The following is a 20,779-nucleotide window of genomic DNA, read 5'->3' as shown; positions in this document are numbered from 1 at the left end:
TGCCAATCAGGCCTGATCAGCCAACCGCCACGTCGTCCCGCCCTTCCCGTCTTCCAACACCACGCCCATCGCGGTCAGTTGGTCCCGGATACGGTCGGATTCCGCCCAGTCCTTGCCTGCGCGAGCCGCCAGACGCGCCTGGATCAGCGCATCAACCTCAGCCGCATCCACACGCCCTTCGGCGCCGGCTTGCAGGAAGTCATCGGCTTCCATCTGCAATACACCCAGCACGCTGGCCAGCTCTTTCAAGCGAGCAGCCAGGCCAGCCGCTGCGTCGAGATCGCTCTCGCGCAGGCGGTTGATTTCACGCACCATTTCGAACAGCACCGCGCAGGCTTCGGGTGTGCCGAAGTCGTCGTTCATGACTTCGGTGAACCGTGCCACGAACGCTTCGCCGCCAGCCGGTGCAACGGCGGGCAAGCCTTTCAACGCGTGGTAGAACCGCTCCAGAGCGCCCTTGGCGTCCTTGAGGTTGTCTTCCGAGTAGTTGATGGCGCTGCGGTAGTGGCTGGACACCAACAGGTAACGCACTACTTCCGGGTGGTACTTTTCCAGCACGTCGCGAATGGTGAAGAAGTTGTTCAAGGACTTGGACATCTTCTCGCCATTGATGCGGATCATGCCGCAGTGCATCCAGGCGTTGGCGTAGGTCTTGCCGGTGGCGGCTTCGCTCTGGGCGATTTCGTTTTCGTGGTGCGGGAACTCAAGGTCGCTGCCGCCGCCATGAATGTCGAAGGTCTCGCCCAGGCAGCAGGTGGACATCACCGAGCATTCGATGTGCCAGCCCGGACGCCCGGCGCCCCATGGGGATTCCCAGCTCGGCTCGCCGGGCTTGGTGCCTTTCCACAGCACGAAGTCCAGCGGATCCTGCTTGGCTTCGTCGACTTCGATACGCGCACCGATGCGCAGGTCTTCGATCTTCTTGCGCGACAGCTTGCCGTAGCCCATGAACTTGGCGACGCGGTAGTACACGTCGCCATTGCCGGGGGCGTAGGCATAACCCTTGTCGATCAGGGTCTGGATCATGGCGTGCATGCCAGGGATGTGGTCCGTGGCGCGCGGCTCCATGTCCGGCTTGAGGATGTTGAGGCGAGCCTCGTCCTCATGCATCGCGGCGATCATGCGCTCGGTCAGCACGTCGAACGACTCGCCGTTTTCATTGGCGCGGTTGATGATCTTGTCGTCGATGTCGGTGATGTTGCGAACATAGGTCAAGTCATAGCCGCTGAAACGCAACCAGCGGGTCACCAGGTCGAAAGCAACCATGCTGCGGCCGTGGCCGATGTGGCAGTAGTCGTACACGGTCATGCCGCACACGTACATGCGCACCTTGTTGCCATCCAGCGGCTTGAAGACTTCTTTGGTCTTGCTGAGTGTGTTGTAGATCGTTAGCACGACAGTTCCTTAAAACAGAATCACTGGCCCCACGAATCACGCAAGGTCACGGTACGGTTGAATACCGGAGCGCCTGGTTTCGAGTCCTTGATATCCGCGCAGAAGTAACCTTCGCGCTCGAACTGGAAACGGTCTTCCGGCTGTGCGTCGCCAAGCGATGGCTCAGCACGACAACCAGTGAGTACTTGCAGGGAATCAGGGTTGATGTTGTCGAGGAAACTGGCGCTGTCTTCGGCCTTCTCAGGGTTCGGCGAGCGGAACAGGCGATCGTACAGACGCACTTCGCACTCGATGCTGGCCGCAGCCGGCACCCAGTGGATCACGCCTTTGACCTTGCGGCCTTCAGGGTTCTTGCCGAGGGTTTCCGGGTCGTAGGAGCAACGCAGCTCAACGATGTTGCCATCGGCGTCCTTGATTGCTTCGTCGGCGCGTATCACGTAGCTGCCGCGCAGGCGCACTTCGCCGTTCGGCTCCAGGCGCTTGTAGCCTTTTGGCGGCTCTTCCATGAAGTCATCGCGGTCGATGTAGATTTCACGGGCGAATGGCAGCTTGCGCACGCCGAGTGCTTCGTTCTGAGGATGACGCGGCAGTTCGAGGTGATCGACCTTGTCTTCCGGATAGTTGGTGATCACGACTTTCAACGGACGCAAGACGCACATAGCGCGCGGAGCATTCGCGTCGAGGTCCTGACGGATGCTGAATTCGAGCATGCCGAAGTCAACCACGCCATCGGAACGGTTGGTGCCGACCATGTCGCAGAAATTGCGGATCGACGCCGGGGTGTAGCCGCGACGGCGGAAGCCCGACAGGGTCGACATGCGCGGGTCATCCCAACCAAACACGTGCTTCTCATCGACCAGTTGCTTGAGTTTGCGCTTGCTGGTGATGGTGTAGTTCAGGTTCAGGCGGCTGAATTCGTACTGACGCGGGTGCGCCGGAACCGGCAGGCTGTCCAGGAACCACTCGTACAGCGGACGATGGCTTTCGAACTCCAGGGTGCAGATGGAGTGGGTGATGCCTTCGATGGCGTCCGACTGACCGTGGGTGAAGTCGTAGTTCGGGTAGATGCACCACTTGTCACCGGTCTGGTGGTGGTGGGCATGGCGGATGCGGTACATGATCGGGTCGCGCAGGTTCATGTTCGGCGAAGCCATGTCGATCTTGGCGCGCAGTACGCGGGCGCCGTCCGGGAACTCACCGGCGCGCATGCGGGCGAACCAGTCGAGGTTCTCTTCCACGGAACGGTCGCGGAACGGGCTGTTCTTGCCCGGTTCGGTCAGCGTGCCACGGTATTCCTTGGCCTGCTCCGGGGTCAGGTCGTCGACGTAGGCCTTGCCGGCCTTGATCAGCTCGACGGCCCAGTCGAACAACTGGTCGAAGTATTTGGAGGCATAGCGCACTTCACCGGACCATTCGAAGCCCAGCCACTTGATGTCGCTTTCAATGGCGTCGATGTATTCCTGGTCTTCCTTGGCCGGGTTGGTGTCGTCGAAACGCAGGTGCGTGACGCCACCGAACTCCTGGGCCAGGCCGAAGTTCACACAGATCGACTTAGCGTGACCAATGTGCAGGTAGCCGTTGGGCTCTGGCGGGAAGCGGGTGACGATCTGCGTGTGCTTGCCCGAATCCAGGTCCGCCTGGATGATCGGGCGCAGGAAATTGACCGGGACGGCAGGTCCGGCCTTGGAATTCGAGGTAGTGTCGACAGTGGGCTTGCTCATAGGATCCTTGAACAGACAGGTTCAGTGGCCGGTTGGGGCCAGATAAAACAAAGGCCGTATCATAGCTGATGCTGTCAAGCTGCTGACAGAGCGCGGTCAAAAACTGCTGCATTTATTGCTGCTTTTATGACGGGCGCGGTAAAAAACCACCTCGAAATTCCTGCAAGGCACGCTAAACTGCGCGCCTTGGCCGCAGTTTAGCCAAACCGGTAAGGCGCCAAGGCGCTCAAACCCACGAATTTCCTGAAAGAGTAGTGAACATGACTCAAGTCAAACTGACCACCAACCACGGCGAGATCGTCATCGAGCTGAACGCCGAGAAAGCGCCGATCACCGTCGCCAACTTCATCGAGTACGTGAACGCTGGCCACTACGAAAACACCGTTTTCCACCGCGTCATCGGTAACTTCATGATCCAGGGCGGCGGTTTCGAGCCAGGCATGAAAGAGAAGAAAGACAAGCGCCCAAGCATCCAGAACGAAGCGGACAACGGCCTTTCCAACGATAAGTACACCGTCGCCATGGCCCGTACCATGGAGCCGCATTCGGCCTCCGCACAGTTCTTCATCAACGTGGCCGATAACGCCTTCCTGAACCACAGCGGCAAGAACGTGCAGGGTTGGGGCTACGCCGTGTTCGGTAAAGTCACCGAAGGCCAGGACGTTGTCGACAAGATCAAAGGCGTGTCCACCACGTCCAAAGCCGGTCACCAGGACGTTCCAGCAGAAGACGTAATCGTCGAGAAAGCCGAGATCGTTGGGTGATATTGCTGATTTCAGATTTGCATCTGGAAGAGGAGCGCCCGGACATCACCCGGGCGTTTCTGGATCTGCTCCACGGCCGCGCCCGTGGCGCCCAGGCGTTGTACATTCTGGGGGACTTCTTCGAAGCCTGGATTGGCGACGATGGGATGACCCCCTTTCAACGTTCGATTTGCGCAGCCCTGCGCGAGCTGAGCGACAGCGGTACCCCGATTTTTATCATGCATGGCAACCGCGATTTCCTGATCGGCAAGGCGTTCTGCAAAGCAGCAGGCGCGACCTTGCTCAAGGACCCGAGTGTCGTGCAGTTGTATGGCGAACCCGTGCTTTTGATGCACGGCGACAGCCTCTGCACCCGCGACGTGGGTTATATGAAGCTGCGGCGCATCCTGCGTAACCCGATTGTGCTGTTTATCCTGCGTCACTTGCCCTTGCGCACCCGCCACAAGCTGGCGCGCAAGCTGCGCAGTGAGAGCCGGGCGCAGACGCGCATGAAGGCCAACGACATTGTCGATGTAACCCCCGAGGAAGTGCCGCGGGTGATGCAGCAGTTCGGCGTGCGCACCCTGGTCCACGGCCATACCCACCGCCCGGCGATCCACAAGCTGCAGATTGGCGAGCAGGCGGCCAAGCGCATTGTGCTGGGGGATTGGGACAAGCAGGGTTGGGCGTTGCAGGTGGATGAGCAAGGGTTTCAGTTGGCGGCGTTTGATTTTGTGAACCCGCAGCTGGCATTGCCTGGCGCCTGAGACCTCAAACACCACTGATCCAATGTGAACAGAGATCAAAATGTGGGAGGGGGCTTGCCCCCGATGGCTGTGGATCCGTCAGCATTTTTTGGCTGACCCACCGCTATCGGGGGCAAGCCCCCTCCCACATTTGATTGCATTCCAGTCCGTGTGGATCAGTGGCCGCTTGCTTCCGGCCCTGCCTTGGCGCCAAACGGCGGCTTCGCCAGCCACACCAGCAGCATCAATCCCATGAACATCCACCCCAACAACGTGAAGTAATCCACGGTGGACATCATGTACGCCTGGCTGGTGAGGATCTGGTCCAACTGCGCATAGGCCTTGTGCCCTGCCCCACCCAACGCATCCAGCGCATTGCGCGTGGCCGCGTCATAGGTGGTCATGTTCTCGCTCATGTACGCATGGTGCTGGTCCGCCCGGCGAATCCAGATCCAGGTGGTCAGCGACGCCGCAAAACTGCCGCCTAACGTACGCAGGAAGGTTGCCAGGCCCGCGCCGTCGGCAATCTGGTGCGGTGGCAGGTCGGACATCAAGATGCTCAGGGTCGGCATAAAGAACAGTGCAACACCAATCCCCATGAACAACTGCACAAGGGCGATGTGGGTGAAGTCCACTTCATTGGTAAAGCCTGCGCGCATGAAGCAGCTCAAGCCAATCGCCAGGAACGCCAGGCCCGCCAGCAGACGCAGGTCGAACTTGTGCGCGTACTTGCCCACGAACGGCGACATCAGCACCGGCAGAATCCCGATAGGTGCCACCGCCAGGCCGGCCCAGGTGGCGGTGTAGCCCATCTGGGTTTGCAGCCATTGTGGCAGGATCAGGTTGATACCAAAGAAGCCCGCGTAACCGAGGATCAACACGATGGTGCCGATGCGGAAGTTGCGGTAGGCAAACAGCCGCAGGTTGACCACTGGGTGCTTATCGGTCAGCTCCCAGATGACGAACACTGCCAGGGCAATCGCCGAAATCGCCGCGCCGATGATGATGAAGTTGGATTCGAACCAATCCAGGTCATTGCCCTTGTCGAGGATGATCTGCAAGGCGCCGACCCCCACGATCAGGCTTAACAACCCGACGTAATCCATCGGCTGATAACTGGTGACCACAGGTCGCTTCTTCAGCTGCGCACGCACCACCATCACCGCAAAGATGCCGATGGGAACGTTGATAAAGAAGATCCACGGCCAGCTGTAGCTGTCGGTGATCCAGCCGCCGAGGATCGGCCCGGCAATCGGCGCGACCACCGTGACCATCGCCAGTAACGCGAGGGCCATGCCGCGCTTCGCCGGCGGGTAGACCGCAATTAACAAGGTTTGGGTCATCGGGTACAACGGCCCCGCCACCAAGCCTTGCAGTACCCGAAAGCCGATCAGCTCGGGCATCGAAGTGGAAATCCCGCACAGGAACGATGCCAGCACAAACAGAATGGTCGCCCACAGAAACAGCTTCACCTCGCCAAAGCGTCGGCTCAACCAACCGGTGAGCGGCAAGGCGATGGCGTTGCTCACCGCAAACGAGGTGATCACCCAGGTGCCCTGCTCCGAACTCACGCCCAGGTTGCCGGAAATGGTCGGCAACGCCACGTTGGCGATGGTGGTGTCGAGCACCTGCATAAAAGTCGCCAGCGACAGGCCAATGGTGGCCATCAACAGGCTGGGTGGCGTGAACGAGGCGTTATTGCTCATCAGCGTTGCACAGCCTTGGGAGCGGCGACGCTGTTGTCATGGATCAACTGGGTGATCATGGCATCGGCTTCGGCCAATTGGCGGTCATACACGTTGGTGGTGAATGAGGCCTTTTGTGGCGGCTGTTGCGCCAGCACGGGTCCGCTCTGGTCGTGCAGGTCCACATTCACCACGGTGCTCAAGCCGACGCGCAGTGGGTGCTTGGCCAACTCTTCGGCATTGATATGGATGCGCACCGGTACTCGCTGCACGATCTTGATCCAGTTACCGGTGGCGTTCTGCGCCGGCAACAGGGCGAACGCGCTGCCGGTGCCGGCGCCGAGGCTGTCGACGGTGCCGCTGTATTTCACATCACTGCCATAGATATCCGACTCAATGTCCACCGGTTGACCAATGCGCATGTCGCGCAGTTGGGTTTCCTTGAAGTTGGCGTCGATCCACAGTTGGTTCAGCGGGATCACGGCCATCAATGCGGTACCCGGCTGCACGCGCTGGCCCAGTTGCACGGAGCGCTTGGCCACATAGCCGGTGACCGGCGCGATCAGGGTGCTGCGCGCATTGGTCAGGTAGGCCTGACGCAATTGCGCGGCAGCGGCTTGCACGTCCGGATGGGACGAGATCACCGTGTCATCCACCAGGGCGTTGCTGGTTTTGAGCTGCTGCTCAAGGTTGGTCAGGGCGTTCTTGGCGGCCGTCAGGCTGTCACGGGCATGGGACAGTTCCTCCAGGGAAATCGCCCCGCCCTGGGCCAGGGTCTTACGACGGTTGTAGTTGTCCTGAGCGGTCTGCACATCGGCTTTCTGCGCGTTGACCTGGGCTTTCATGCCATCAACGTTGCTGTACAAGCCACGCACCTGGCGCACGGTACGCGCCAGGTTGGCCTGGGCACTTTGCAGGCCGACGGCGGCGTCATTCGGGTCGAAGTTGACCAGCACTTGGCCTTCGTGGACCAAGTCGCCATCGTCCGCGCCGATGCTCACCACGGTGCCGGTGACCAGCGGGGTGATTTCCACCACGTTGCCGTTCACATAAGCGTCGTCGGTGCTCTCGTTGAAGCGCCCGTAGAATTCGTGCCAGGCCCATACGCCGAGGACGCTGAGGATGACGATCAGCGCAAGGCCAATCAGCATGACTTTGCGTTTGCGCGGGTTGTTGTCTTTGGATTGTTCTGTAGCGTTAGTGTTTTCGGCAGTGGCCATGACAAATACCTCAAATTATTCCGTGCGAGTGGCTGGGGTGGTCGACGCCACGTTGTCGGCGTTGAACCCGCCGCCCAGGGCCTGCATCAATTGAATCGATAGAGCGATCTGCCCGGCATTCAGGGTCGCCAGCTGACGCTGGGCCTGCAGCAATTGCTGTTCGATGCTGAGCACGTCCAGGTAGTTACCGATCCCGGAGCCGTACCGCTGAAGCACCGTGTCGTAGGACTGCTGGGCAATATCGGTAGCGTGTTGCTGGGCCTGGATCTGCCGGCCGGTTTCGCGCAGTTGCGAAAGGGTGTTGCCAATATCACCCAAGGCTTGCACCAGGGTTTTGTTGTATTGGGCCACGGCGAGGTCGTAGTCGGCGTCGCGGGCATCGAGGCCGGCGCGCAGGCGGCCGCCGTCAAAGATCGGCAGCGAGATCGTTGGCGCGATATTGAAGAAGCGGCTGGCCGACCCGAACATCGCATCCCCCAGCAACGACTCGGCCCCGGCGCTCGCGCTCAGGTTGAGGTTGGGGTAGAAGCGCGTCTTGCTGGCCGCGATGTCCTTGCTCGCCGCCTCCACACGCCACCGTGCGGCGATCAGGTCCGGACGACGGCCCAACAGTTCGGCAGGCAACACCGACGGTACGGCAACGGCAGCGGGTTTCAACACGCTGGGACGCGCCAGCTCATTGCCGCGATCCGGGCCTTTACCGAGCAGCACCGCGAGGGCGATCTTGGCACTCTGCAGTTGTTTTTCCGCGTCGATCAATTGCGATTGGGAGCTGGCTTCCAGGCTTTCGGTCTGCTGGTACTGATAGTGGCTGTCGATGCCCGAATCCAGGCGGCGCTTGCTGAGATCGAGCATTTGCCGGGTGCGCTTGAGGTCGTCAGTGGCCAGGTCACGCACGATATGGGCCTGGCCCAGGTCGCTGTAGGCCTTGGCCACATCAGCAGCCAGGGTCAGGCGCGCGGCCTGTTGATCGACTTCGGCGGCACGGGCCTGGCCCAATGCAGCTTCCCAGGCGGCGCGCTGGCCACCCCAGAGGTCAAAGGTGTAGTTGAAGCTGGCACCGATTTTTCGCACGGTGGAGTACGCATCGCCCTGCCCCAGCGGGTCCTGATCCTTGGCCAGGCGCGAACGGGTCACACCGGCGCTGGCATCCAGGGTCGGCATGCGCGACGCGTCGGCGGCGTAGGCGGCCGCTTCGGCCTGGTGGGCACGGGCGCTCGCCACTTGCATGTCGGGGCTGTTTTGCAGGGCTTCATGGATCAGGCCGTCGAGCTGTGGGTCGCCGAGGCCTTTCCACCAATCGGCGCTGGGCCAGGCCGCACTCGACAGGGTCACGCCGCTCAGGGATTTACCGGCTTGCAGAGTGTTGGCGTCGAGGCGCTGGCCTTGGGTGTCGAGGCCGCTGAAATTGGCGCAACCGGCCATGCTCATGGCGACCAGCACTAGGCATAGGGCACGTGGATTCATCATTTACCTACCCGCTGAAGGGTGATGGGATCACCCGCAGCTATCAGAATTTTCTTGAGGATCTGTTCCAGGGTTTCTAACTCGCCGGGCTCCAATACGCCCGCCAGTTGGTTCAGCGCCTGGGCGCCGATGTGCGGCAGCATGTCCGCCAGGCGCTGGCCGTCGGCAGTCAACACCAACTGCACCTGGCGTCGGTCCAGCTCGGAACGCTTGCGGCTGAGCAGGTTTTTTTGCTCCAGGCGATCGAGCATGCGGGTCATCGAACCGCTGTCCAGGGACAGGTTGCGGCACAGCTCCGCCGGGGTGTCGACGCCGAACTGGGCCATGATGATCAACACCTTGAACTGCGCGGCCGTGATGCCGTGGGGTTCCATATGGGTGTCGATGATGCGGTCCTTGAGGATCGCAGCGCGGCCCAGCAACAGGCCGAGATGGCAGTTGTGGAAGTTTTCGGGGGTGAAATGGGGCATCGAAAGTCACCTTATTGCTGCCTAGGCAGCGAATGTATGACGAGATGTTACTGCTTAGGCAGCGAATGTCAAATGGAATAATTAGCTTGCTTGCTAATTCGACGACAGGCGGGAGCAAATGTGTGAGGGGGCCTGCCCCCGATCACGGTGTGTCAGTCACTACATCTGCTGACTGTCACAACGCAATCGGGGGCAAGCCCCCTCACACATTTTTTGACCGACTAAGACTTAGAAATCGCGCTTGTAGAAAATGTCGAGGGAACTGGCCACGCCACTCGCCACCTCCAGGTATACCTTCTTGCTCAGCAGGTAGCGCAAGGCAATGGTGCTGGCCGGTTCGAACACGCCCACGCCATAGCGCAGGCTGAGCTTCTCGGTGATCTTGCCGCTGGCTACCACGGCGGTGTTATTGCCGCTGCCCTGGGTGTCGAGGTCGAAGTCCTGAATGCCCAACTTGGTGGCGATGTCCGAGGTCACCCCGGCGCTGCCCATCAAACCCAGGCCCAGCGCCGCTTCGGCGAGCATGTTGTTGTCTTCGCCAGTGGTGGTGCGTGAACGCCCCAGTACCAAGTACGACAACGCATCCTCTTGGGCCATCGCCGGCTCGGAGAAAATCTGCGTAGTCGGTTGCTCGGCGCTGCCGCTCAGGCGAATACCGGCGGTCACGGTCCGGGACGGCTCTGTGGTGACACGCACTGCCTCGATGTCCAGGAACGGCTGGTCCAGAGGGCCGGCAAACAGCAAGCGCGCCCGCCGCACATTGAGCCGCTGACCGTAAGCGCGGTAGCGGCCATCGTTGAGCCAAAGCTCACCACGAGTGTCCATGTTGTCGCCGATATGCACATGACCCTGCACCTTGGCGGTGAGGCCGAAGCCTGAGAAGTTGAGCTGGTCTTCGCCCACTGCCACGTCGATATCCATGGCCATGGCCATCGCTGGCTTGCCCTCCTCGGTCTGACTGCCGACGATGATAGTGTCGTCCGAGACCTTGACCGTCGACGGCGGCAATTCGCGCACGGTGATGTCGCCACGCGGGATCTTCACTTTGCCGGCAATCGCCAGTTTGTCGTCCTTCAAGGTGATCTTCAGGTCCGGCGCCACTTCCAGCGTGGCGTAGGGTTCGACTGTGACCGGCAATTGCGAGCCTTGCAGACTGAGGTCCACGGCCAGGGCCTGACCCCAGTCGATCTGGCCCTTGAGGCTGCCCTGCCCGGCTTTGCCACTGCGCCAACCACCATTGAGCTGCACGCTTTCGCCGGCGATGAGAGCCTGCACGTTCAGGCCTTCGAGGCTGACGGGCAACTCCGGACCAGAGACTTCGCCGCCGATCAGGTTCACATTGCCGTTGATCTGCGGCGCGAGCAGGCCACCGGAAATCCGGCCGTTGCCGTTGAGCTTACCGTTGAGGGTTTCCACCATCGGCACAAACGGACGTGCCACCGCCAGGTCCAGCCCGGTGAGGCTGAAATTGCCAGTGATCGGCTTGTTCTTCGGCAGCGGATTAATCTGCGCCTGCAACAGCAATTCACCGAGCTTGCCACCCCGGAAGTTCAACTGTGTGTCGATGCGCTTGGGGTTGAGGGTGGTTTCAAGCTTGAGGGTGTCGTAAGGAAAATCCAGCCACTGGTCCTTGTCCTTGACGCGCAAAGTGCCGCCGCTGGCATCCACCGAAATCAAGCCCTTGGGGCCGCTGTCGGGCAGGTCGAGTTGGACATCGGCATTGAGCCTGCCGCGCCAGGCAAAATCCTTGGGCAAAAAGGCCGCGAGGCTGTCGATTGGGAATTGCTTGAGGTGGTAACGCAACTTGGGCTCGGGCATCAGGCGCTGGTCTTCGCCGCACAGGCTGGCGCCGCCGGAGACCCAGCAATGCGCCGCGAAGGTCAGCTTGCCGTCGGCCATGTAGTCGATTTTGGCCGGGGCTTGCAGTTTCCAATCCTGCCCGCCGGCCTGGACATCACCGCTGGCCAGGCGCCCGCGCCAGTTGCCTTTGTCGAGGTTGCCGTCCAGGGCCAGGGCCAGCTTGACCAGCGGACCGGCCAAGTCGAGCTGGACCTTCTGGTTCTTGATGTCGCCTTGAGCGCTGGCGGTCAGGGTGCCGATCTGGGTGTCGCCGCTTTGAATACCGCTGCCTTTGAGGTCGATCTTGGCGCGCTGGGCGCTGTCGAGGGTAGCGCCGAGGCTGAGGCTTTGCAGGCGGTTGTCGGCAAACGCCAGTTGCTGGCCCTTGATGTCGAGTTTGCCCTGAGGCGCATTCAGGCTGCCGGCCACGTCGAGGCGGCCATTGATCTGCCCGCGTAACTGCGGCCAGAGCTGGGCGAGACGCGCCAGCTTGATGTCGATCTGCCCGGCCAGGCGTTGTTGCAGGCTGCCGCTGCCGTTGATGCGGTTGTCACCCAGGCGAATATCCAGGTTGGCCAGGGTCCACTGCTCCCCTGCACCTTCGGCCTTGGCCGCCAGCACGGCGGTTTGGCCCCGCAGGCGGCCCTTGAGGTCGAGGTCGGCATTCAGCTTGAGTTGCTCGTTCTTGAACTCGCCCTTGCTGCGCAGCGGACCGGCCAACGTACCCGGCAGTTCAGCGACCCAGTAGGCCGGATTGAGCGCCGACAGGTCCAGCGCGGTATCCCAGGCGATGCCATCGGCGAACTGCAGGTTCAGATGGCCTTCGGCCTTACCTTGACCGGCGGTGAGTTTCAGCTCGGGCAGGAAGACTTGCTTGAGGTCGCCACTGAACGGCGTGACCACATTGAACTTGCCGGCCGGGCCGTCGAGGTCGGCCTTGAGGTTGCCCAGGTAGTTGCCGTCTTTATAGGAAATCTCGCCGTTGAAAGTACGCACCGTCACTTGGGGTTCGTCGATCACGGGATAGAGACGATGCCAGGGGAAGTCGAGCCAGTCGATCCTGGCATCGGCTGTGAAGCCTTGTTGCCAATCCAGGTTGGCACTCAGCTTGAGGCTTTGCTTGTCACCGGCATTAAGGTCCAGGCCCGCAATTTGCGCGCCGTTGGCGTCGACTTTGCCTTGCAGCAGCAGGTCCACCGGACCTTTCTCTGCCGGTAGCACGGCCTTGCCGAGCAGTTGGTAGCCGTTTTTCAGATCACCCTTGGCGGTGAGGTCCAGTTGATTGAGTTGCAGGGTGTCGGGCAGATCGGCGCTGGGCTTGAAGCCGTCAGCGGTGATGTGCAACTGGGCCGGAAGGTTTTCAGCCAGGGGTTGCAGCTCGCCCTGCAGTTTGGCCGGCAGGTAGCCGCTGCTGTCGGCGTCGAGTTTGAGGGTCTTGAGCAGGTCGCCGTCGACCTTAAGGGCAACTTTCCAGGGCGCGCCGCCGGGCGCATAAGGCAGGCTCAGGTTTCCGCTGGCGGTCAAAGGCCAGTCGCCAGTGGGTTGCAACAGGCCAGACAGGTCCAGCACCAGATCGTCTCGCTGCAGGTGTACTGAGTCGATCTGCATCCCGGCGGCGGTCCAATGCGCCGCCAGTTGCAGGCCTTTAAGCTCTTCGCTGCCGTTGAACACCAGGCTACCGACGCGAACGTCGCCTAACTGGAGAGCCACCGGCAATTTCAGATCTGGCAGTACAAGGGGGCCACTGCTTTCTTCGGTGCTGGGTGGAAATTGCAGAATGACCTGATCCACATCCAACCGGTCAATGCACAAGGTCATGCGCAGCAGGCAGGCTGGCGACCACTCGAACGCGGGCGCCTTGAGTTCCACGCGACTGGTGTCTTGCTGCCACAGCAGATGATCGGCGCTCCACTGGCCGCCCAAACGGCCTTGGAAATTCTCCACACTCAAACCCGGCACTTGGCCCAATGCCCAGCGGCTGCCCGCCTGGCTGCCCAGTACCGTCCACAGTGCCAGCAACAGCACGGCGAGGATGGCCACCACGGCCAGCCCCGCTATTTTCAAACCACGCATCACAGCTCAGGCCCCATGGAAAAGTGCAAACGAACGCCGCCCGGGTCTTCCAGGGCATGGGCCAGGTCGAGGCGGATTGGCCCCACCGGCGATACCCAGCGGATACCGACACCCACGCCGGTTTTCAGGCTGGGCAGTTCCAGGGTGTTGAACGAGTTGCCCTGGTCGATGAAGGTCGCGATCCGCCATTTTTCGGCGATGGAATATTGATACTCGGCGCTCAAGGCCACCATGTAGCGGCCACCGATGCGATCACCTTGGTCGTTCTCGGGCGACAGCGTCTGGTACTCATAACCGCGCACGCTCTGATCGCCACCGGCAAAGAAGCGCAACGACGGAGGCACCGACTTGTAGCCATTGGTGGCACTGCCGCCGAACTGCGCCCGCGCCAGGAAACGATGATTGTCCCACAGGGTAGTCAGGCCTTTGACCATGGCCGTGCCGTACAGCAAGTTGGTGTCGGAGCCCAGGCCTTCCTTCGCCACCTTCGTGTCGAATTGCAGGCGGTAGCCGTTGTGGGGGTCGATGCGGTTATCGCTGCGCAGGTAGGAATAACTGATGCCAGGCATCAGCAGGTTACTCAGGCCGGAGTCGTTGCCCAGGCGATATTCTTCGCGCTGGTACTTGAGAGAAATCACCCGTGTCCAGCCACTGGGCAATTTGCTGTGCCATTCGGGGCCGACGGTAAGCAATTTACTCAGGGTGTCGGTGTTCGCCAGTTCTTCATTCTGGTAGCCGCCAGCGAAGCGCAGTTTGTCGGTGAGCGGCGGGTCCAGCGGAATGTCGTACCACAGGCCGACGTTCTGGCGCGGAGCCGAGAGTTCGGCTTCCCAGCCATAACTATGGCCCTGGGGGTTAACCCAGTGGCGAGTCCAGTTGGCCTTGCCGCGCGGACCGACGTCGGTGGAGTAACCCAGGCCCAGGCCCATGGTGCGGGGCTTGCGCGTGTCCAGATTGACGGCCACCGGGATCACGTCTTGGGTCGAGGCGGCGGGGCTGGCATCCACGCGCACCCCTTCGAAAAAGCCGCTGGCTTGCAGGTTCTGGTTGAGTTCGGCGATCAGTTCGGAATCGTAGGGGTCACCGTTTTTGAACGGCACCATGCGTTGCAGCAGTTCGTCATCAAACGGCGTGTCGCCGGCAAAGCTAACCTTGCCCAGGCTGTAGCGCGGGCCGCTGTCATAAATGAGTTCGATATCGGCGACGCCTGCTTGTGGGTCCACCGCGAGTTTCTGGCTGGTAAAGCGCCCGCTGAAAAAGCCGTAGCGCGAGGCTTGATTCTGAATCAGACGCTTGGCGTCTTCGTAGTGGCCGTGGTTGAGCACGGCGCCGGAGATAAGATCATCGCTGGCAGGCACGCGAAAAGACTTAAGGTTCGCAGCCTCGCCGTCGACCCGAATAGTCACGTTGCGTAAATGCACCGGTTCACCGGGGTCGACGCGGAGGATCAGGCGCGGGTTCTTGCCGCCTTTCACCTCGCTGTCGATGTTTGGCTGATAGAAGCCTAGTGCCTGCGCCGCTTTGCGCGCCTGCTCTTCGGCACCACGGCTGAACCGCAGCAAGGCCTCTTCGTCACGATCGCCAACCCCGCCGATGTAGCCTTCAATGTTGGCTTTCAACGCGTCGTTTGAGGGTTTGATCCGCACGTCCAATTCGCTTAGCGCAAATGCGCCGCAGCTTGTGAACAGCAGAACCAAGCCGCTGGTAAATCTTCCTGGAAACTTCATAGGCGCGGATGCTACACGAGCTGGGGGAAAACTTAGAACTCAGACGATTCTGAAAAATTCTGCATTAAGCCGTTGCAGCATGTAACAGCTGGGGATTGGGGTGGAAAAAGACATGCTCCAGGATAGGCCCTACAGCGACTTCGCCGATTTCCTCATAGCCCTGGCGCTTGTAGAAATCCAGGTAGCGGGAATTGCCGGTGTCCAGCACCACACCCGAAGAGTGCGGGTCTTCGGCGCACCAGTTGTGCACCGCCTCCAGCAACTGTTCACCGTAGTGTTTGCCCTGGAACTGCGGGTGAATGCCCAAAAGCGGCAGCACATGCACCGATTCGCTCGGCAGGCACGCCAGCACGGCGTGATGATAATCAAGATAACGCCGCGTACCGCGCACGCCAGTGCTCAGCCACATGCGCAGTTGCCACGCCCAGCTCTCAGTGATCCCCAGGCGCCGTTGCGGGGGTGCGATCAAGGCAATGCCGATCAGCCGATCATTCACAAACAAACCGATCGCCGGAAGTTTTTGAAAGAAATGCTGCTTGACCAGCTCCCGCACGGTGGCGCGTACCCGCTGCTCATAACCTGGGCGTTCGGCTTCGAAGATGTAGGCAAACGTCGGCTCATGCCGATAGGCCTGGTACAGCAGGGAGCGGGCCTCGCGGGAATAGCCGCTGTTGAGCAAGCGAACTTCGCCAATGGCAGTGTCAGTCATACAATCAATCTCCCTGGGCGCCACTCAATAGATGGCGTTCTTATGGGTACGAACCTACGCAGCACCAGTCGTTCCCAGACATTAGCAGCGCATCTGTCCTACCGCCACGCTGGCCCCCGTCCGACTTGTCCGCTAGCATCGCCCTTTTGCCAGACTGGACCGCCGACCATGAAAATCGTCTCCTTCAATATCAACGGGCTGCGCGCCCGCCCCCATCAGCTGGCGGCGCTGATTGAAAAGCATCAACCCGATGTAATCGGCCTGCAGGAAACCAAGGTCCACGACGACCAGTTTCCTCTGGCCGAAGTACAAGCACTGGGCTATCACGTTTACTACCACGGCCAAAAAGGCCACTACGGCGTGGCGCTGCTTTCGCGTCAGCCTGCGTTGAGCCTTCACAAAGGCTTTGCCAATGACGAAGAAGACGCCCAGCGTCGTTTTATCTGGGGCACCTTCGCCGATGAAAACGGCAACCCGGTGACCATCATGAACGGCTATTTCCCACAGGGTGAAAGCCGCGACCATCCAACCAAATTCCCCGCCAAGCAGCGCTTTTACGAAGACCTGCAACAGTTGTTGGAAAGCCAGTTCAGCAACGATCAGGCGCTGGTGGTGATGGGCGATGTGAATATTTCCCCGGAAGACTGCGACATCGGCATCGGCGCCGACAACGCCAAGCGCTGGCTGAAAACTGGCAAGTGCAGCTTCCTGCCCGAAGAGCGCGAATGGATGGCCCGCCTGAAAAACTGGGGCCTGGTGGACAGCTTCCGTCACCTCAACCCGGACGTGGCCGACCGCTTCAGTTGGTTCGACTACCGCAGCCGCGGCTTTGAAGATGAGCCCAAGCGTGGGCTGCGAATCGACCTGATCATGGCCTCCAACGGTTTGCTGCCACGGGTCAAGGATGCCGGCGTGGATTACGACCTGCGTGGTTTGGAAAAACCCTCGGACCATGCGCCGATCTGGCTTGAACTGAGCTGATCCCCCTGACTGTACTCGGGTCAAATGTGGGAGAAGGGGCAAGCCCCCTCCCACACTTTTGATCATTTGAGTGTCAGTCACATTATTGAAATCCTACTGACTTAATCTCGCGGCACTCCCTTTGGCTTGAGAAGGTGCCGGCATGATGCTGCGCGTTCTGTTCCTGTTGTGTTGCGCATTTTCCCTCTCCGTTGTGGCTGCCCCCCTACCCGTTCCCGATCAAGGCCCGGCCTTGCGAATCCAGGGCTCCAACACCATTGGCGCGGCGCTGGCCCCGGCATTGGCCAAGGGTTTGATGGAGCATCAAGGGTTGCAGAACGTGCACAGCGAACCTGCCGAGGGCGCCAATGAACAGCGCGTGATCGGCAAGACACGCCAGGGCAAAACGGTGACTATCGACGTCGCAGCCCACGGTTCCAGCACAGGCTTTGTCGCCCTGAAGAAAACCAGCGCCGACCTTGCGGCCTCGTCCCGACCGATCAAGGACAGCGAACTGGTAGACCTTGAACCGCTTGGTGACTTGAAAAGCCCCGACGCCGAACACGTGATCGCCATCGATGGCCTGGCAATCATCCTCAATCCGCAGAACCCGCTGAATACCCTGAATACCGAGCAACTGGCGCAGATCTTCAACGGTGAGATCAGCACTTGGGAGGCTCTGGGCGGCATCGGCGGCGCGATTCATATCTACGCCCGCGATGATCAGTCGGGCACCTACGACACCTTCAAGGAATTGGTGTTGCGCCTGCGCGGCAAGCCCCTGGTTTCTTCGGCCAAGCGTTTCGAGTCCAGCGAGGCATTGTCCGATGCGGTGAGCCAGGACCCTCAGGGCATCGGTTTTATTGGGCTGCCCTACGTGCGCCACGCCAAGGCCGTGGCGATTGTAGATGGCGACTCGCAACCGATGTTGCCGCTCAACAGCCTGATCGCCACCGAGGATTATCCGCTGTCGCGCCGATTGTTCTTTTACCTGCCGCCCACCGCCCATAACCCGTGGGCCAAGGCGCTGGTGGACTTTGCCCAGAGCAGCAAAGGCCAGGCGATTGTGGCGGCCAGTGGGTTTATTGCGCAGCAGGTGCAGGCCATGGCCGTGGAACCGCGCCCGACAATGCCGGATGACTATCAAGCCATCGCTCGGGACGCTCAGCGCTTGACCGTGAATTTTCGTTTCGAAGAAGGCAGCGCCAGCCTGGATAACAAGGCGCGCCAGGATGTGCAGCGGGTGGTGGCGTATCTCAAGGGTCACGACAAGCTGGACAAAAAGGTGACGCTGGTGGGATTCGGCGATACCAAGAACGATCCGCAGCGGGCGGCGCTGCTGTCTAAATTGCGGGCGATGGCGGTGCGACGGGAGTTGGTCAAGAGCGGCGTAGTACTGCGAGATATTCGCGGGTTTGGTGCGCAGATGCCGGTGGCGGCGAATACGGCGGATGAGGGGCGGATCAAAAATCGGCGGGTGGAGGTTTGGGTGTACTGAGGACTGCCGGATCTTCAGTGCCTGATCCTGCCTCATCGGGGGCAAGCCCCCTCCCACAGGTGACCGCGTATCTCCAGTAGGAATACTGTCGAATGTGGGAGGGGGCTCGCCCCCGATTGCAGGCGACGCCGTATTACTGCCCGCTGCGCATCAACTCTTTAGGCACATATTTGCCGATTTCAAACTTGCCGATTGCAGCGCGGTGCACTTCGTCCGGGCCGTCGGCCAGGCGCAGTGTGCGCTGCATCGCGTACATGTAGGCCAGCGGGAAGTCGTTGGAGACGCCTGCGCCGCCGTGGATCTGGATCGCGCGGTCGATGACCTTCAGCGCTACGTTTGGCGCCACCACCTTGATTTGCGCAATTTCGCTTTTCGCCACTTTGTTGCCCGCGGTGTCCATCATGTACGCCGCTTTCAGGGTCAGCAGGCGCGCCATGTCGATCTCCATCCGTGAGTCGGCGATCTTGTCGATATTGCCGCCCAAGCGTGCCAATGGTTTACCGAACGCGGTACGGCTGACCGCGCGTTTGCACATCAACTCCAGCGCACGTTCGGCCATGCCAATGGAGCGCATGCAGTGGTGGATACGGCCTGGGCCAAGACGACCTTGGGCAATTTCAAAGCCGCGGCCTTCGCCAAGCAGTACGTTCTCATAGGGCACACGCACGTTGTCGAACAGCACTTCGGCGTGGCCGTGAGGCGCGTCGTCGTAGCCGAACACCGGCAGCGGGCGCACGATTTTCACGCCGGGGGTGTCCACCGGCACCAGGATCATCGAGTGCTGCTGATGGCGTGGCGCGTCGGGGTTGCTCAGGCCCATGAAGATCAGGATCTTGCAGCGCGGGTCGCAGGCGCCGGAGGTCCACCATTTCTTGCCATTGATCACCCACTCGTCGCCCTGGCGTTCGGCGCGGGCGGCCATGTTGGTGGCGTCCGACGAGGCGACGTCCGGTTCGGTCATGGCGAAGGCCGAGCGAATCTCGCCGCGCAACAGCGGTTCGAGCCAGCGTTGTTTCTGCTCTTCGTTGGCGTAGCGCACCAGTACTTCCATGTTGCCGGTATCCGGTGCCGAGCAGTTGAACGGCTCCGGGCCCAGCAGCGAACGGCCCATGATTTCGGCCAGCGGCGCATATTCGAGGTTGGTCAGGCCGGCGCCCAGTTCGGACTCGGGCAGGAACAGGTTCCACAGGCCTTCGGCTTTAGCCTTGGCTTTCAACTCTTCCATGATGGCGGTGGGCTGCCAGCGGTCGCCTTCGCTGACCTGGCGTTCGAACACCGGCTCGGCCGGGTAAACGTAAGCATCCATAAACGCGGTGACGCGTTCACGCAGTTCCTGAACCTTGGGCGAATAGGCGAAATCCATGAGCAGCTCCCTTCTTTGAGAGGTTGTTTAGGTCATGCAATCGATGCTAGAACAGCGCTCATAATTTACCTAGCCTATTCTCGGCGTGTATTAACATTCATCACCGATATATGATCGGCGTCTCAGCACGCAACAAATCGCCACCTAACAATAAGAGCGCAACCCAATGAATCTGAGCAAGGTCGACCTCAACCTCTTTATCGTCTTCGACGCGATCTACACCGAAGCCAACCTGACCCGCGCCGGTCAGATCGTCGGCATCACCCAGCCGGCGGTGTCCAACGCCCTGGCACGCCTGCGCGAGACCTTCAACGACCCGCTGTTTGTACGCACCGCTCAGGGCATGGTGCCCACGCCGATGGCGCAGAACATCATCGGCCCGGTGCGCAATGCGCTGTCGTTGCTGCGAGTGTCGGTACAGGAAAGCCGTATCTTCAATCCGCAACAGGCGGCCAAGACCTACCGCATCAGCATGACCGACCTCACCGAAGCGGTGATTCTGCCGGCGCTGTTCCAGCGCCTGCGCCGTCTGGCGCCGACGGTAGTGATCGAAAGTTTTCTGTCCAAGCGCCGCGAAACCACCAAGGAACTGGCCGCCGGGCGCCTGGATTTTGCTGTGGATGCGCCGCTCAACACCGACCCGCAAGTGCGCCACGTCAAGCTGATGGAAGACCGCTACGTGTGCGCCATGCGCAAGGGCCACCCGATGGCGGGCAAGGACAAGCTGACCCTCGACGATTACCTGGGGCTGACCCATATCCACATCTCCAGCCGCCGCAACGGCCTGGGCCATGTCGACCTGGCCTTGGGCAAGATGGGCCTGCAACGCAAGATCGCCCTGCGCTCCCAGCATTACCTGATGGCCTCGCAAGTGCTGCAGCAGACCGACATGGTGATGACCGTGCCCGAACGCTTCGCACGGCGCCATGAGTTGCACTGGGTCAACCTGCCGGTCAACGATGTGCCTCCGGTGGAAACGCACCTGTACTGGCACGAAAGCACCGACCAGGATCCGGCCAACCGCTGGATGCGTGAGCAGATGATCGAGTTGTGCCAGCAGGTTACGGCCCATGAGAAGAAGCTGGACAAACAACAAGCCTGAGGTTGAAGCGCGCACCTTCTGGGAGGGGGCTTGCCCCCTATAGTCAGCGAAGCTGGCCTTG

Annotated in this window: 15 protein-coding genes; 5 read left to right on the top strand and 10 right to left on the bottom strand. The window is 60.8% G+C overall.

All coding sequences use genetic code 11. The annotated features are described in order from the left end of the window. Window positions 1–6: 6 nt before the first annotated feature. Both cysS and AB4N82_RS21145 read right to left on the bottom strand, forming a co-directional pair. On the bottom strand, window positions 7–1,395 hold the full coding sequence (gene cysS, locus AB4N82_RS21150; RefSeq protein WP_122765494.1) for a cysteine--tRNA ligase: 1,389 nt from the start codon (window positions 1,393–1,395) through the stop codon (window positions 7–9). A gap of 20 nt (window positions 1,396–1,415) precedes the next feature. Beyond that, entirely contained in the window at window positions 1,416–3,116 is a 1,701-nt protein-coding gene (locus AB4N82_RS21145) for a glutamine--tRNA ligase/YqeY domain fusion protein (protein ID WP_032889794.1), read from the bottom strand. Between the two features lie 260 nt (window positions 3,117–3,376). Here AB4N82_RS21145 and AB4N82_RS21140 point away from each other — a divergent pair, with 260 nt between their 5' ends. Next, window positions 3,377–3,880 (top strand): peptidylprolyl isomerase, encoded by a 504-nt coding sequence (locus AB4N82_RS21140; protein ID WP_032889796.1) that lies wholly within the window; start codon window positions 3,377–3,379, stop codon window positions 3,878–3,880. Continuing rightward, window positions 3,877–4,626: a UDP-2,3-diacylglucosamine diphosphatase gene (lpxH, locus tag AB4N82_RS21135; protein WP_032889799.1), complete on the top strand. Its 750-nt coding sequence runs from the start codon at window positions 3,877–3,879 to the stop codon at window positions 4,624–4,626. Before AB4N82_RS21140 ends, lpxH begins: the two co-directional genes overlap by 4 nt. Window positions 4,627–4,781: 155 nt before the next feature. Here lpxH and AB4N82_RS21130 read toward each other — a convergent pair whose 3' ends face one another. The 7 genes from AB4N82_RS21130 to AB4N82_RS21100 form a co-directional block, all read right to left on the bottom strand. Beyond that, a complete protein-coding gene (locus AB4N82_RS21130; protein WP_032889801.1) occupies window positions 4,782–6,311 on the bottom strand; it encodes a DHA2 family efflux MFS transporter permease subunit in 1,530 nt (509 codons plus the stop codon). Continuing rightward, window positions 6,311–7,510, bottom strand: coding sequence for an HlyD family secretion protein (locus AB4N82_RS21125; protein WP_122765495.1), 1,200 nt, complete (start codon window positions 7,508–7,510; stop codon window positions 6,311–6,313). The genes AB4N82_RS21130 and AB4N82_RS21125 overlap by 1 nt, the downstream gene beginning before the upstream one ends. Window positions 7,511–7,525: 15 nt before the next feature. Continuing rightward, window positions 7,526–8,977 carry an efflux transporter outer membrane subunit gene (locus AB4N82_RS21120; protein WP_122680625.1) on the bottom strand — a complete coding sequence of 484 codons (1,452 nt, stop codon included), beginning with the start codon at window positions 8,975–8,977 and terminating at the stop codon, window positions 7,526–7,528. Beyond that, window positions 8,977–9,447: a MarR family winged helix-turn-helix transcriptional regulator gene (locus tag AB4N82_RS21115; RefSeq protein ID WP_095184411.1), complete on the bottom strand. Its 471-nt coding sequence runs from the start codon at window positions 9,445–9,447 to the stop codon at window positions 8,977–8,979. Before AB4N82_RS21115 ends, AB4N82_RS21120 begins: the two co-directional genes overlap by 1 nt. A gap of 228 nt (window positions 9,448–9,675) precedes the next feature. Next, window positions 9,676–13,359, bottom strand: a complete 3,684-nt coding sequence (locus AB4N82_RS21110; RefSeq protein ID WP_081797813.1) for a translocation/assembly module TamB domain-containing protein — start codon at window positions 13,357–13,359, stop codon at window positions 9,676–9,678. Beyond that, on the bottom strand, window positions 13,359–15,086 hold the full coding sequence (locus tag AB4N82_RS21105) for an autotransporter assembly complex protein TamA (protein ID WP_122794280.1): 1,728 nt from the start codon (window positions 15,084–15,086) through the stop codon (window positions 13,359–13,361). Before AB4N82_RS21105 ends, AB4N82_RS21110 begins: the two co-directional genes overlap by 1 nt. 64 nt (window positions 15,087–15,150) lie before the next feature. Beyond that, complete coding sequence (locus AB4N82_RS21100; protein WP_032889813.1) at window positions 15,151–15,795, bottom strand: GNAT family N-acetyltransferase; 645 nt, start codon at window positions 15,793–15,795, stop codon at window positions 15,151–15,153. 168 nt (window positions 15,796–15,963) lie between these two features. On the opposite strand from AB4N82_RS21100, the gene xthA reads away from it, so the two are divergent. Both xthA and AB4N82_RS21090 read left to right on the top strand, forming a co-directional pair. After that, window positions 15,964–16,776 (top strand): exodeoxyribonuclease III, encoded by an 813-nt coding sequence (xthA, locus tag AB4N82_RS21095; RefSeq protein ID WP_099600987.1) that lies wholly within the window; start codon window positions 15,964–15,966, stop codon window positions 16,774–16,776. A 142-nt stretch (window positions 16,777–16,918) separates the two neighbouring features. After that, complete coding sequence (locus AB4N82_RS21090) at window positions 16,919–18,253, top strand: substrate-binding domain-containing protein (RefSeq protein ID WP_122765497.1); 1,335 nt, start codon at window positions 16,919–16,921, stop codon at window positions 18,251–18,253. Window positions 18,254–18,386: 133 nt separating this feature from the next. Here the strand turns inward: AB4N82_RS21090 and AB4N82_RS21085 are convergent, their stop codons facing one another. Further along, on the bottom strand, window positions 18,387–19,616 hold the full coding sequence (locus tag AB4N82_RS21085; protein ID WP_032889822.1) for an acyl-CoA dehydrogenase: 1,230 nt from the start codon (window positions 19,614–19,616) through the stop codon (window positions 18,387–18,389). 166 nt (window positions 19,617–19,782) lie between these two features. Between AB4N82_RS21085 and AB4N82_RS21080 the strand changes: the two genes are divergently transcribed. Beyond that, the gene (locus tag AB4N82_RS21080; RefSeq protein WP_095184407.1) at window positions 19,783–20,718 is read left to right on the top strand and encodes a LysR family transcriptional regulator; all 936 of its coding nucleotides are present in this window, start codon (window positions 19,783–19,785) and stop codon (window positions 20,716–20,718) included. Window positions 20,719–20,779 lie beyond the last annotated feature (61 nt).

This window comes from Pseudomonas sp. H1_D04 (assembly GCF_054683855.1).
The sequence above is the reverse complement of the archived record's forward strand: the minus strand, read 5'-3'. Positions and strand labels throughout refer to the sequence as shown.